The following is a 14208-nucleotide window of genomic DNA, read 5'->3' on the forward strand; positions in this document are numbered from 1 at the left end:
TGAAACGTATCTACTTTATTAATTGTTCTTAGTAAGTAGAATAGTAGAATAGGTAATACAATGGTTAAAATTGTAATGGAAAACACTTTGGCTTTCATCACAGATTCTGGAATGAAACGTGGTGTTTTAGAGAAATAGAAGACAACCCCGAGTAATGGCATTAATAAGGGATGGAAAATGTATGATATGCTTTTAAGAAGTTGGTTCATCATATTTTCTTCCTCAATCTAGCCACAGAAATATCCAATTGCTCACGGTATTTTGCAACGGTACGTCTAGCAATAGGATAGCCTTTTTCTTTTAAGATTTGAGCTAACTTCTCATCGGTAAGTGGCTTTTTTTTATTTTCTTCTTCTATAACAGTCTCGAGTATTTTTTTGATTTCTCGTGTCGAGACTTCTTCTCCTTGATCGTTAGTCATGGATTCACTAAAGAATTCTTTAATGAGTTTCGTTCCATATGGTGTATCAACATATTTACTATTCGCAACACGAGACACGGTAGAAACATCCATTTCAATCTCATCTGCTATATCTTTTAAAATCATTGGTTTAAGCTTACGCTCATCACCAGATAGGAAATATTCTTTTTGATAGTGCATAATAGAACTCATGGTTACAAAAAGTGTTTGTTGACGCTGTCTGATAGCTTCTATAAACCACTTAGCGGCATCTAATTTTTGTTTGATGAACAGGACCGCATCTTTTTGAGATTTGCTCTTGTCTTTTGCCTCTTTATAACCTTTCATCATGTTACTATATTCCCTAGACACGTGAAGTTCTGGAGCATTTCTTCCATTTAGAGTAAGATCTAATTCGCCATCCACAATTTTGATTGCAAAATCAGGAACCACATGTTCCACTATTCTATTATTTCCTGCGTAAGAGCCTCCAGGTTTTGGGTTTAAACGTTCAATCTCTTCAATAGCGTCTTTGAGCTGAATTTCAGTAATATCAAACTTTTGAAGTAATTTTTTATAATGCTTTTTCGTAAATTGATCAAATGCTTTGTCAATAATATGACAAGCTAATTCTACATCTGGATATTTTTCTTTTCTATGCAATTGGATACTTAAACACTCTTGTAGATTTCTAGCACCAACTCCTGCAGGATCTAATTGATGTACCTTGTGAAGCACAGTTTCTATTTTATCTTCTGTAGTAAAAATATTTTGGGTGAATGCTAAATCGTCCATAATATCGCTTAGTGTGCGACGTATATAACCACTTTCATCAACACTACCTACCAAAAACTCTGCAATGTCACGTTCTTCGTCATTTAGTCTAAATGTGTTTAATTGGCTGTTTAAATGTTGTGTAAAGGATGTTCCAGCGGCATAAGGCATTACTTTTTCTTCATCATCGCTGCTATAATTACTTACTTGCGTTCTATAGTCTGGAACGTCATCATCACTTAAATACTCGTCAATATTGATATCCTCAGTATTTATCTCTTCATTGTCATTATAGTCATCTTCAGAATTATCGAACTCATCAAATTGATCCTCATCAGTATCATCCTTTCCAGTATCTAAGGCAGGATTTTCTTCTAATTCTTGCTTAATACGTTGCTCAAATGCTTGCGTAGGCAACTGTATCAACTTCATAAGTTGAATTTGTTGCGGTGACAACTTTTGTGATAATTTAAACTGGAGGTATTGTTTGAGCATGCTTTGTTGAGCTTTAAAGTAAAGTTAACTAAACTATTGATATATGTTTAAAAAAGGTGTCGCTTTTAAGAATAATTTAAAAGAGGCGTGTATCGTTTAGGTTGTTTAAGTAGGAGTACTGCGTATTATAAAAAGATAAGATGTTTTTCTTCGGAAATAGAAAGACTAGACATTTTGAGAATTAACAATGAGTACTTCACTATTTTAAACAGAAAGACCTGTCAGGTTTTTAAAACTTGACAGGTCTAATAAATTAAATTGCAGTATTAAAAATCAGCATTTTGAGGTGTTCTAGGGTAAGGTATTACGTCTCTAATATTGCCCATGCCAGTAGCAAACATTACTAAACGCTCAAAACCTAATCCAAAACCAGAATGTACTGCCGTACCATATTTTCGTAAATCTAAGTACCACCATAATTCGTCTTCAGGAATATCTAAAGCTTTCATTTTCTCTTTTAGTACATCCAAACGTTCTTCACGTTGTGAACCTCCAACCATTTCTCCAATACCGGGAAACAAAATATCCATGGCGCGAACGGTCTTTCCATCTTCATTTAAACGCATATAGAAGGCCTTTATATCTGCTGGGTAATCAAATAATATTACGGGACATTTAAAGTGTTTTTCTACTAAAAAGCGCTCGTGTTCACTTTGTAAATCTGCTCCCCATTCTTCAATAATATATTTGAATTTCTTTTTCTTATTAGGTTTAGAATTCTTTAATATATCAATAGCTTCAGTGTAACTAACACGTTTAAAGTTGTTCTCTACAACGAATTTTATTTTATCAATAAGGCTCATTTCAGAGCGTTCTGCTTGAGGTTTTGTTTTTTCTTCATCAAGTAGGCGCTGTTCTAAGAACTCCAAATCTTCGCGATTGTGTTCTAAAATATAACTTAAAACAGATTTCATGAAGGCTTCTGCCAAATCCATATTACCTGCTAAATCCATAAAAGCAACTTCTGGTTCTATCATCCAGAATTCTGATAAGTGACGCGAGGTGTTAGAGTTTTCGGCTCTAAAAGTTGGTCCAAACGTATAAACTTTTCCCAAAGACATGGCAAATGTTTCTGCTTCTAACTGACCAGAAACGGTTAGATTTGTCTCTTTTCCGAAAAAATCTTTTTTGTAGTCAATATTTCCGTGGTCATCTAAAGGCGGGTTTTTAGCATCTAATGAGCTCACTCTAAATGTTTCACCAGCACCTTCGGCATCACTTGCTGTGATAATTGGTGTATGCATATAGTAAAAGCCATTGTCGTTAAAATACTTATGAACCGCAAATGATAATGTCGAACGTAAACGCATTATAGCACTAAACGTATTAGTACGTGTGCGTAAATGGGCGTTTTCACGTAAGAATTCCAAAGTGTGTTTTTTAGGCTGAATAGGATACTCTTCAGGATCAGAATCACCAAGAATTTCAATAGATGTGACTTGTATTTCTACGGTTTGACCTTTTCCTTGGCTTTCTACCAATTCACCTTTAATATGAACTGCAGCACCAGTTGTAATACGCTTTAAAGTGGCGTCGTCTGTGTTTTCAAAATCTACTACACATTGTATATTATTTATGGTAGAACCGTCATTTAATGCAATGAAGCGGTTAGATCTAAATCCTCTTACCCAACCCTTAATTTCTAAAGGTTGAAACGTAATATCTTGGGTCAATAATTGTGAAACTGTATAGCTCATTATTTTGAAATTTTATGCAAATATAAATGTTTATGAATTTCTAGTGTCTTTAGGGTCATCATCCTCAACAGGAATAATATTTATGGAGGGTTCACGCATGACTTCCTTATTTGCAATACTGCGCTCTAAGGATAATAATAACGAAGGAAGCAGTAATAAATTAGACAACATTGCAAACAATAACGTTGCAGAAACTAATGCACCTAAAGCTACTGTGCCTCCAAAACTTGAAGTTGTAAATACAATAAAACCAAAAAACAATACAATGGATGTATAGAACATACTTACGCCTGTTTCCCGTAATGCAGCATATACCGATTTTCGTATTTTCCAGTGGTTAGCTTGAAGTTCTTGACGGTATTTTGCTAGGAAATGAATAGTATCATCCACAGAAATACCAAAGGCAATACTAAAGACTAAAATAGTAGATGGTTTTATAGGAACTCCTAAATATCCCATTAAACCAGCTGTGATTACTAATGGTAATAGGTTAGGGATTAACGAAACGATTATCATTCTAAACGACCTAAACATATAAGCCATGAATAGCGAGATTAAAAAGATGGCTAATGATAAAGAGATTGCAAGGTTTTTTACCAAGTATTTTGTGCCCTTCTGAAAGACTAAAGCTTTACCAGTCATTGTTACATTATAACGATTTTCTGGCTGGAATACTTTATTTATTTTATTCTGAAGATCTTCTTCAATACGTTCCATTTTATCGGTACCAATATCCTTCATGTACGTTGTTATACGAGCATATTGGCCAGTGCTGTCTACGAAATTTTCAAGTAAGTTAGCCTCTGACGACGAATTTTTTGCATACGATAAAATGAAACTATTCTCTTGGCTCGTTGGTAATTGATAAAATTTAGGATTACCATTATAGTAGGCTTGTTTGCTGTATTTCACTAAGCTTACCACAGAGATGGGACGAGACAGTTCAGGTATGTCATCAATAAGATTTTCGAGTTCCTCCATCTTTTTGAGTGTACTCAATTTCATGACACCTTTTTTGCGTTTGGTATCCACCATAATTTCTAATGGCATAATCCCATCAAACTCTTCTTCAAAAAACCGAATATCTTTAAAAAAGGGTTCTTCTTTTGGCATATCTTCAATAAGGCTGCCAGAAATTTTTATTTGATAAATTCCAATTATACTTCCTATAATAAGAATTAATGAGGTCGCGTAGATTGCAATTTGTTGTTCACGCACCATGCGTACGGTCCAATCGACAAAACCACCAATCCATTTTTTATTTAGATGTTCTAAATGCCTTTCCTGTGGATAAGGTAAAAACGTATATATGATTGGAATTACTAAGAGACATAATATAAAAATAGCAAGAATACTGAGCGATGCAACGATTCCGAACTCTTTTAGAAGGGTGCTTTCTGTTAAAATAAAAGTTGCAAAACCAGAAGCTGTTGTCACATTTGTCATCAATGTAGCATTCCCTACTTTAGTAATAACGCGTTGTAATGATTTCACCTTATTACCATGAAGCTTTACTTCGTGTTGGTATTTATTGATAAGGAAGATACAATTTGGAATACCAATAACAATGATCAGTGGTGGGATTAAAGCGGTAAGCACAGTAATTTCATAATTGAGTAACCCTATGATTCCAAAGGTCCACATGACACCTATACAAACAACAATAAGCGAAATAAAAGTGGCTCTAAATGATCTAAAGAACAAAAAGAAGATTAATGAGGTGACTCCAAGTGCCAAAACTATAAAGAGCCCGATTTCATCAACAATATTCTGTGCGTTTAATGTTCTAATGTAGGGCATTCCTGAAACCCTAACATCTAAATTATTTGCAGTTTCAAAATCTTCAACCTTAGGTATAAAGGTTGCCATTATAAAGTCTTTTCTAGCAGACGTATTTACAATGTCTTTTTTGATGTAGATGGCAGTTCTAATAGTTCTTGTTTTAGTATTAAACAAGAAATTATCATAAAACGGATACTGCTTAAATAACTCGTCTTGAAGTTTGTCAATTTGCTCAATTGAGGTTACAGAATCCTTAATAAAAGGGACTAAATCAAATTTTTCGGCTTCTTTATTTTTAATGAGCTTTTGGAGGTCGTTAAGAGATACTACGGTTTCAACTTCGTCAAAAGCTTTAAAATCTTCAGACAGCTTATTCCAAGCATTTAACTTTTCAACAGTAAATAATGTAGAATCTTTTACCCCTAAAATAATAAGGTTTCCCTCTTCTCCAAAAATATCTAAAAACTCATTATACACGATATTAACTTCATGGTCGTCAGGAAGTAGGTTGGCCTCAGTATAGGTAAAACGCATGTTATTCCATTGGGAACTGAAGAAAATAGTCGCCAAAATTATGGCAATTAGAATACCAATCTTGTTGCGTAGAATTAATCGCGCAATAATGGCCCAGAAATTTTTAGAAAATAGTTTAAACATGTGTGTATTAAAACAAAAACAAAGTTAGAAAAAACCAAGAGATAAGGCTATTGAACTTGTTTAAACTTTTTTGATAAAAGTGAAAAAGAGGTATTTTATTTAAAGATGATGTGTTTTTTAGCTTTATCGTGCATCACTAGGGAAACAAATGATAAAAAAGTAGAATAAAAATGCCTTTTTAGCTAATCGAAAAAAGATTATTTAAGGACCACTAAGTTAATGAGAGGATGTCGTATTACAAATTGATATTAAACGTAAACTTGGCAGCAATATTATCTGCAAGAGAAGGTAGGTGATAACCACCATAGCGATAAGCAAAGCTTAAACCAAAACCAAATAGCAATCTATTGATTTCAAAACCAGCTTCAGAGTAGCCTTTTGATAATGTTCCAAATTCGATATTTTGATGACGTTCTATATTTTGCATGTTACCTATAGCCATTCTAGAAATCAGTACCAATTGTGGTCTATAACGCTCAGTAATTTTAAAAGGTTTTACGAAATGTTTAAGCTGAATTGTTGTAAACCTATCAGAGAAAAACTCATTAAAGTACATTGTCTCAAAACTATTGATACCAGCGACCGAAAATCGTTGGAGGATGGTTTCTTTAGTAATATTATTTGGATAGGCGTGATACAAATGCGTTAGCGGTGTTTTACCTGTTGCAATTCCAGTTGTCAAAGTAGCTTCTGTAAACGATTGCTCATTATGGATGAATCTATGTACGGTTCTAAAATCTGTTTTAAAGAAATTAAAGTCACCGGTGATCTTATTTTTAAAACTCTGAGATACTTGTAATGTGAATTGAGGATAGCCTTCTTTGGCTTCGGAAACACCTTTTTCATTTACATTATTGCTATTAAAAGGATTCCATTGTAAGGCTATTTTTGCACTAGTAATATCAAAACTTCTAAATGACTTATCATCTATATTGAATGTATAGTCATAAGTAGGCTCTATTTTACTAGTAGCAAATTCTAATTCAGACAATAAGTTTTTTGAAAATTTATGCTCTACGGATACTGCTTTCGTAATATGTTTATGAAATAAATCAATATTTAATAAGCGTGGTTCAAAAAAAGAAAAGAATCTTTTGTCTGTTAAAAACGTCGAGCTTCCGGTTTCTTGTAAATCATCGGTATAAGATAAATTGATCCAAGTGTCTTTAGATTCACTGACTCTAAAACCACCTCCAATTTTATATTTAAAACGATGGTCCTTAAACCCATAAACGACGTAACTATTTATTCTGTATTGTTCTGAAAAGTTATCATTGGTTATGCCACCAAGTCCAGTTCTTAAACCTTCATATTGATTAAATTTTATAAGATATCGAAGGTCTATATCTATAAATTTAGTAGGAAAAAAACCATTACCTAACTGTTTAATGAATTCCTTTTTGCTCAGTGAATCATTCTCAATACTAGCAGAGTCATTTTCTGTTTTTGGGGTTTGAGAATATAGTGCACAAGTACAGAGCGTAAATATAATTAAGCAAATAGCCTTGTGCATTTAGTTGTAAATAAATTGTATTAATAAAAAAAGCGACATGGAGTTAGTCGCTTTTTGAGTTTATACGGTCATGATCTCTTTCTCCTTAACGTCAAAAATATCGTCTACTTTCTTAACGTAGGTGTTGGTCATTTGTTGTACATCAATTTCTGCATTTTTCTGTTGATCTTCAGAAGCATCGTCAAGACTTTTTATTTCATGATTAGCGTCTTTACGAGCATTTCTTAGGCCAATTTTAGCGTCTTCCGCTTCCGCTTTGGCTTGCTTTGATAGATCACGTCTGCGTTCTTCGGTTAAAGGCGGTACACTTATTATAATGGTTTCACCATTATTCATTGGGTTAAACCCTAAATTCGCATAGGCTATTCCTCGTTCAATTTCTTGGATCATGTTCTTTTCCCAAGGTTGTACTGTAATCGTTCGCCCATCTGGTGTATTAACATTAGCGACTTGAGCAAGTGGCGTCTGAGAACCATAATAGTCGACCATAACACTTCCTAACATGGCAGGACTTGCTTTACCGGCTCTAATATTTGAAAACTGTTTTACCAAATGTTTAAGAGCATCATCCATTGCTTCTTTAGTTGAATCCAGTATAAATTTTATGTCTTCGTTCATTTTTTTAAACTTTAATTTGTAAACTACTTACCAAAAAAATAAGCCAATTATTATATATTAACTTTAGTTCCTATATTTTCTCCAGAAACTACTTTCATTAAATTTCCTTTTTTATTCATATCAAAAACAATAATAGGGAGCCTATTTTCTTGACTTAATGTAAAAGCCGTAGTGTCCATAACTTTTAAACCTTTTTTCAAAACCTCTTCAAATGTGATGTGATCAAATTTTACAGCGTTGGCATCTTTCTCTGGATCTGCATTATAAATACCGTCAACACGAGTCCCTTTTAATATGACGTCAGCTTCAATCTCGATGGCTCTTAATACTGCTGCAGAGTCTGTAGTAAAATATGGATTTCCAGTACCACCACCAAAAATCACTACACGACCTTTTTTAAGATGACTCATTGCTTTTCGTCTAATAAAAGGCTCAGCAACTTCATTGATTTTAATAGCAGTTTGCAAGCGTGTTTTTACATCTGCATCTTCCAATGCATTCTGTAACGCTAACCCGTTTATAACGGTTGCTAACATTCCCATATGATCTCCTTGAACACGATCCATACCTGCCATGGCACCAGCAACACCTCTAAAAATATTTCCGCCACCAATTACGATAGCGACTTCCACGCCTAAAGCAGTGATTTCTTTAATGTCTTGAGCATATTCTGCTAAACGTTCTGGGTCAATTCCATATTGGCGAGTACCCATTAAAGCTTCACCAGATAATTTTAGTAGAATTCTTTTGTATTTCATAATTAAGCAATAGCTTTTTTAGAGATTCCTATTTGAGCAGGAATTAAGAAGCAACAAATATAAACATTTCCTTTTTTTAGGAAAGTAGAAATTTATAAATTAAAAAAAACCACTACATCTTAATTTAAGAGTAGTGGTTTTTTATATAATTGTTTCTGTTTTCGCTTTGACTACGCTGAGCGATCAAAAAGAAGTTGTTAACCTACCGTAGCACGTTTAAATCCAGTAACAGTGACGTCACCATAAGTGTCTACATATTGAGCAACAGTTTGCTTGTCATCTTTAATAAAACGTTGGTCTAATAAACATTGTTCTTGATCCAAAGTTGTGTTATCAGAAATGAAACGTTCCATTTTACCTGGTAAAATTCTGTCCCAAATTTGTTCGGGCTTACCTTCTGCTTTTAATTCTGCTTTTGCAGCGTCTTCAGCTTGAGTAATAACTTCTGAAGTTAATTGCGCCATAGAGATAAAGCTAGGTACATTTTTTAAAGTCTTACCTAAACGTCCTAATTCGATATTATCTTTTTCAATAACTGCAATTCTAGCCTCTGTTTCTGATGCAATAAATGCAGGATCAAAATCTTTATAAGATAATGAACTTGCGCCCATAGAAGCAACTTGCATAGAGACATCTTTTACTAACGTTTCAACATTGTTAACTTTTGAAGATAACCCTACTAAAGCAGCAATTTTGTTAATATGAACATACTGTCCAACGTAAGGTGCGTCTAATTTTTCAAAAGAAGTGATGTCTAATTTCTCACCAATAACACCAGTTTGTTCAATGAGTTTATCGGCAACTGTCATTCCTCCAAAATCAGCAGCTAAAAACGCTTCTTTTGTATCGTGGTGTAATGCGATATCTGCTAAATCGCTAGCTAATGCTACGAAGGTTTCATTTTTTCCAACGAAATCGGTCTCACATCCTAATACGATAGCAACACCAGACGTGTTATCTGCATTTATTTTTGCTACTGCAGCACCTTCAGATGAATCTCTGTCGGCTCTTTTTTCTGCAACTTTTTGTCCTTTTTTACGAAGTACATCGATCGCTTTGTCGAAATCTCCTTCTGCTTCAACTAAGGCTTTTTTGCAGTCCATCATTCCTGCACCTGTAGCTTGTCTTAGTTTATTTACTTCTGCCGCTGTTACTTTTACCATAACTTCAAAATGTTTTAAAATTTAAAAAAGTCGTTTAATTTAAAATTTCCGAAGAAAACAACTAAACGACTTATCTATATTGTATAATTATTAATTTATTCTTCTTCGTTAGATGCAGCTGGTGCTTCTTTTTTAGCTTTTGGTTCAGCTTTTTCCTCAACTTTAGGTTCTGCTTTCGCTTCAGCTTTTTCCTCAACTTTAGGTTCTGCTTTCGCTTCAACTTTAGCCTCAACCTTTGGTTCAGCTTTCGCTTCAACCTCTGCGTCATCTTTAGATTCAGCTTTTACTTCTTTTTTAGCTGCTGTTGATTTCTCACTTTTAGCGTCTTTATCAGCTTTATCAGATTTTCTTTCAGCTAAACCACTTGCAACCGCAGATTCTACCGCAGCCATAATGCATTCAATGGACTTAGAAGCATCATCATTAGATGGAATTAAGTAATCGACTTCACGAGGATCAGAATTTGTATCGACCATTGCGAAGATTGGAATTTTTAATTTTTGTGCTTCTTTAATTGCGATATGCTCACGCTTAATATCAACAACAAATATAGCTCCAGGTAAACGTGTCATGTCAGAGATAGAACCTAAATTCTTCTCTAATTTTGCTCTTTGACGATCTACTTGTAAACGTTCTTTTTTAGACAGAGAGTTGAAAGTACCATCTTTCTTCATACGATCAATCATAGCCATTTTCTTAACAGCTTTTCTAATGGTGATGAAGTTCGTTAACATTCCACCAGGCCATCTTTCTGTAATGTAAGGCATGTTTACGTTTTCTGCTTTTTCAGCAACGATATCTTTCGCTTGTTTTTTTGTAGCAACAAATAAGATTTTCTTTCCAGAAGCTGCAATCTTGCGAAGTGCTTCTCCAGTTTCTTGAATTTTTGCTTGTGTTTTGTAGAGGTTGATAATATGGATACCATTACGCTCCATATAAATGTAAGGCGCCATGTTTGGGTCCCACTTTCTTGTTAGGTGACCAAAGTGCACACCTGCTTCTAATAAGTCTTTAACTTGTACTTGTTCCATCTTGTAATCGTTTACGTTCTGTTAAATTAGCAATGACTAAGTGGTTGCTTGCGCTCGCCTTAATCATTTAGATGCTAAACTGTACCTGAACTCGTTTCAGGATTTTTTACTGTATGCTGAAAATTAGTGCAGCAGTATGGTAATGTAAAACTGTTCTGATCGTCGACCAGAACAGCTTTTTAAATTTTTTATATTCCGAATAAACTCCAGAATAATAAAAAGGAATAGGATTAACGTTTCGAGAATTGGAATTTCTTCCTTGCTTTCTTCTGACCGAACTTCTTACGTTCAACCATACGTGGGTCTCTAGTTAATAATCCTTCTGGCTTTAATATTAGTCTGTGTTCTGCATCAATCTCACACATTGCACGAGATAATGCTAAACGGATCGCTTCAGCTTGGCCTGTAATGCCTCCACCAAAAACGTTTACTGTAATATCAAAGTTGCCATCGTTGTTAGTCATGACTAAAGGTTGGTTTACTTTATACTGCAATGTTGCAGTCGTAAAATAATCCGCCATGTCTTTTTTGTTTACCGTGATCTTGCCTTTTCCTTCAGCAAGGTACACACGAGCAACAGCCGTCTTTCTACGACCGATTTTGTGAATTACTTCCATTAGTTAACTTTGTTTAAGTCTATTGCTTTTGGCTTTTGAGCTTCATGGGTATGAGCCGAACCAACAACAACATTTAAATTACGGAATAAAGCTGCACCTAATTTGTTTTTAGGGAGCATTCCTTTTACTGATTTTTCCACGATTCTTGCTGGATCTTTTCCAAACAATTCAGTCGCAGTTAAACTTCTCTGACCACCTGGGTAACCTGTGTGACGAATGTACGTTTTGTCATTCCACTTGTTTCCTGATAAGTTGATTTTTTCTGCATTGATAACAATTACGTTATCGCCACAATCAACATGTGGTGTGAAGTTTGTTTTGTGTTTACCTCTTAAAAGTATTGCTACTTTAGAACATAAACGACCTAGCGTTTGATCTGCAGCGTCAACTAAAACCCACTCTTTATTAACAGTAGCCTTGTTTGCTGAAATCGTTTTGTAGCTTATTGTGTCCACACTTATTGATATTAGTTGCCTGTGCACGACAGGCGGTTAAACTTTCTCTCTCGAAAAGAGTTTGCAAATTTACGATTATATATTTGATTACCAAATAGTGTGAACACATATTTTATGGTAAAATATGAATGTGAGTTAAAGTGTAACGTTCTGTTTTTTTTTGCTGTCTGGTGTGTCTGTCTTTTGATTGGCATTAGGATTTGATTTTTTATTTCGAAATATAGAGGTGTTGGTCTTCCAAGCACGTCTATAGCTATGGAGTTCGCATAATCAAAGAGCGCTATGTATTTGTTTTGTTTTTACTTCGGAAATATCAACTCTTAAGTTATTTTTTAAAATTGATTTAGATATTTTGCGATTTGCGCAATTCTGCTAAGCACTTTTATTAGTTTTACCGCTTTAAATACGTTTAGATGATTTCAGTAGATAATTTAGCAGTAGAGTTTAGTGGTCAAACGCTTTTTAGTGAGGTGTCATTTACGATTAATGCAGATGATAAAATTGCATTAATGGGGAAAAATGGTGCAGGGAAATCTACAATGATGAAAATTATTGCAGGTGTTCAAAATGCCACTCGTGGAAACGTGAGAACGCCAAAAGATGCGATCATAGCCTATTTGCCACAGCATCTATTAACTGAAGATGATACAACCGTTTTTGAAGAAGCGTCTAAAGCGTTTCGTCATGTGTTTGAAATGCGCGATGAAATGGACCTTCTCAATAAACAGCTCGAAACCAGAACCGATTATGAGTCTGACGAGTACATGAAGATTATTGAGCGTGTATCAGATTTGGGAGAAAGTTATTATGCTTTAGAGGACGTTAACTATGATGCCGAAGTTGAAAAGGCACTCAAAGGTTTAGGGTTTAAACAAAACGATTTTACAAGACAAACGAATGAGTTTTCAGGAGGTTATCGCATGCGAATTGAACTCGCTAAAATTTTACTTCAAAAGCCAGATTTAATTTTATTAGATGAACCTACCAATCATATTGATATAGAATCGGTGATTTGGTTAGAAGATTTTTTAGTGAATAAAGCCAATGCAGTCGTTGTGATTTCTCACGATCGCGCGTTCATTGATCATATTACTAATCGTACTATTGAAGTGACAATGGGACGTATTTATGATTATAAAGCGAAGTATACGCATTACTTGCAATTACGTGAAGATAGACGCGTACACCAAATCAAAGCTTACCAAGAGCAACAAAAATTTATCGCTGATAATCAAACGTTTATTGACCGATTTAAAGGGACCTATTCAAAAACAAATCAAGTGACGTCTCGTGAGCGCATGCTTGAAAAATTACAGATTATTGAAATTGATGATGTGGACACGTCTGCACTCAAATTGCGTTTTCCGCCAACACAGCGTTCTGGTGATTATCCTGTAACCGTAAAAGACGTGTCTAAATCTTATGGCGAGCATACCGTTTTTAAAAATGCAAACATGTCTATTGCCAGAGGTGAGAAAGTTTGTTTTGTAGGACGAAACGGGGAAGGGAAGTCGACCATGATTAAAGCCATTTTAGGTCAAATTGATGTCGAAGGCACCTGTGACTTAGGCCACAATGTTAAGGTGGGTTATTTTGCTCAAAACCAAGCCGCTTTGTTAGATGAGGATGTAACGATTTTTCAAACGGTTGATGCCGTCGCTAAAGGCGATGTCAGAACACAAATTAAAAACATATTGGGGCGCTTTATGTTTAAAGGCGATGAGATTGATAAAAAAGTAGGGTTGCTCTCTGGAGGTGAAAAAACCAGGTTAGCGATGGTGAAGTTATTATTGGAGCCGGTAAACTTGCTGATTCTCGATGAGCCCACAAATCACTTAGATTTAAAATCTAAAGATGTCCTAAAAGAAGCGCTTCAAAATTTTGATGGGACGCTTGTTCTAGTCTCTCACGATCGTGATTTTCTACAAGGGCTCTCTAAAAAAGTATTTGAGTTTAAGGAGCAACGTGTGATTGAACATTTTGAAACGATTGATGATTTTTTAATTAGAAATCGTGTTGAGAGTTTGAAAGGGTTGGATTTGTAATTTCTGATATTTTATTTTTGTAGATTTCACACAATTAGATGCACACTATTTTTTCTCTTTGTTCATTTTGTCTTGATGCAAACTGCGAAGCACATCATGAGGGCCACAAAAATAAAAATGAACGAATAAACGAACCAAAAATTCAAGACCAAGCCAAGGTTTTTTTCAGTGTATAAAAAACTGAAAACCGATTTGAAAACTCC

At 34.7% G+C, this 14208-nt stretch carries 11 protein-coding genes and 1 pseudogene; 1 reads left to right on the forward strand and 11 read right to left on the reverse strand.

Annotation, left to right across the window (positions count from 1 at the left end):
* The 11 genes and pseudogenes from ACJAZK_RS13280 to rplM form a co-directional block, all read right to left on the reverse strand.
* Nucleotides 1-212: pseudogene (locus ACJAZK_RS13280) on the reverse strand (hypothetical protein); the annotation flags it as partial.
* Complete coding sequence (rpoN, locus tag ACJAZK_RS13285; RefSeq protein WP_415224432.1) at nt 209-1669, reverse strand: RNA polymerase factor sigma-54; 1461 nt, start codon at nt 1667-1669, stop codon at nt 209-211. The pseudogene ACJAZK_RS13280 and the gene rpoN, both read right to left, overlap by 4 nt.
* Before the next feature lie 266 nt (nt 1670-1935).
* On the reverse strand, nt 1936-3366 hold the full coding sequence (gene asnS / locus ACJAZK_RS13290) for an asparagine--tRNA ligase (RefSeq protein WP_415224433.1): 1431 nt from the start codon (nt 3364-3366) through the stop codon (nt 1936-1938).
* 30 nt (nt 3367-3396) lie between these two features.
* Entirely contained in the window at nt 3397-5805 is a 2409-nt protein-coding gene (locus ACJAZK_RS13295; RefSeq protein WP_415224434.1) for an efflux RND transporter permease subunit, read from the reverse strand.
* Between the two features lie 235 nt (nt 5806-6040).
* Nucleotides 6041-7318: a hypothetical protein gene (locus ACJAZK_RS13300; protein WP_415224435.1), complete on the reverse strand. Its 1278-nt coding sequence runs from the start codon at nt 7316-7318 to the stop codon at nt 6041-6043.
* 60 nt (nt 7319-7378) lie between these two features.
* Nucleotides 7379-7936 (reverse strand): ribosome recycling factor, encoded by a 558-nt coding sequence (gene frr / locus ACJAZK_RS13305; protein WP_415224436.1) that lies wholly within the window; start codon nt 7934-7936, stop codon nt 7379-7381.
* Nucleotides 7937-7986: 50 nt separating this feature from the next.
* Nucleotides 7987-8694, reverse strand: a complete 708-nt coding sequence (gene pyrH / locus ACJAZK_RS13310; RefSeq protein WP_415224437.1) for a UMP kinase — start codon at nt 8692-8694, stop codon at nt 7987-7989.
* A gap of 197 nt (nt 8695-8891) precedes the next feature.
* Nucleotides 8892-9857, reverse strand: a complete 966-nt coding sequence (tsf, locus tag ACJAZK_RS13315; protein WP_415224438.1) for a translation elongation factor Ts — start codon at nt 9855-9857, stop codon at nt 8892-8894.
* 95 nt (nt 9858-9952) lie between these two features.
* Nucleotides 9953-10888, reverse strand: a complete 936-nt coding sequence (gene rpsB, locus ACJAZK_RS13320) for a 30S ribosomal protein S2 (RefSeq protein ID WP_415224439.1) — start codon at nt 10886-10888, stop codon at nt 9953-9955.
* 230 nt (nt 10889-11118) lie between these two features.
* The gene (rpsI, locus tag ACJAZK_RS13325; protein WP_028871676.1) at nt 11119-11505 is read right to left on the reverse strand and encodes a 30S ribosomal protein S9; all 387 of its coding nucleotides are present in this window, start codon (nt 11503-11505) and stop codon (nt 11119-11121) included.
* Nucleotides 11505-11960 carry a 50S ribosomal protein L13 gene (gene rplM, locus ACJAZK_RS13330; RefSeq protein ID WP_194508516.1) on the reverse strand — a complete coding sequence of 152 codons (456 nt, stop codon included), beginning with the start codon at nt 11958-11960 and terminating at the stop codon, nt 11505-11507. The genes rpsI and rplM overlap by 1 nt, the downstream gene beginning before the upstream one ends.
* Before the next feature lie 413 nt (nt 11961-12373).
* On the opposite strand from rplM, the gene ACJAZK_RS13335 reads away from it, so the two are divergent.
* A complete protein-coding gene (locus ACJAZK_RS13335) occupies nt 12374-14005 on the forward strand; it encodes an ABC-F family ATP-binding cassette domain-containing protein (RefSeq protein ID WP_415224440.1) in 1632 nt (543 codons plus the stop codon).
* Nucleotides 14006-14208 lie beyond the last annotated feature (203 nt).

Origin of the sequence: Psychroserpens sp., from assembly GCF_047633235.1 — a bacterium.
GTDB lineage: Bacteria > Bacteroidota > Bacteroidia > Flavobacteriales > Flavobacteriaceae > Psychroserpens.

What these genes read in the sequence shown, in the direction of transcription:
- rpoN (WP_415224432.1), bottom strand. Translation starts at nt 1,669, where the DNA reads ATGCTCAAACAATACCTCCAGTTTAAATTATCACAAAAGTTGTCACCG.
- asnS (WP_415224433.1), bottom strand. Translation starts at nt 3,366, where the DNA reads ATGAGCTATACAGTTTCACAATTATTGACCCAAGATATTACGTTTCAA.
- ACJAZK_RS13295 (WP_415224434.1), bottom strand. Translation starts at nt 5,805, where the DNA reads ATGTTTAAACTATTTTCTAAAAATTTCTGGGCCATTATTGCGCGATTA.
- ACJAZK_RS13300 (WP_415224435.1), bottom strand. Translation starts at nt 7,318, where the DNA reads ATGCACAAGGCTATTTGCTTAATTATATTTACGCTCTGTACTTGTGCA.
- frr (WP_415224436.1), bottom strand. Translation starts at nt 7,936, where the DNA reads ATGAACGAAGACATAAAATTTATACTGGATTCAACTAAAGAAGCAATG.
- pyrH (WP_415224437.1), bottom strand. Translation starts at nt 8,694, where the DNA reads ATGAAATACAAAAGAATTCTACTAAAATTATCTGGTGAAGCTTTAATG.
- tsf (WP_415224438.1), bottom strand. Translation starts at nt 9,857, where the DNA reads ATGGTAAAAGTAACAGCGGCAGAAGTAAATAAACTAAGACAAGCTACA.
- rpsB (WP_415224439.1), bottom strand. Translation starts at nt 10,888, where the DNA reads ATGGAACAAGTACAAGTTAAAGACTTATTAGAAGCAGGTGTGCACTTT.
- rpsI (WP_028871676.1), bottom strand. Translation starts at nt 11,505, where the DNA reads ATGGAAGTAATTCACAAAATCGGTCGTAGAAAGACGGCTGTTGCTCGT.
- ACJAZK_RS13335 (WP_415224440.1), top strand. Translation starts at nt 12,374, where the DNA reads ATGATTTCAGTAGATAATTTAGCAGTAGAGTTTAGTGGTCAAACGCTT.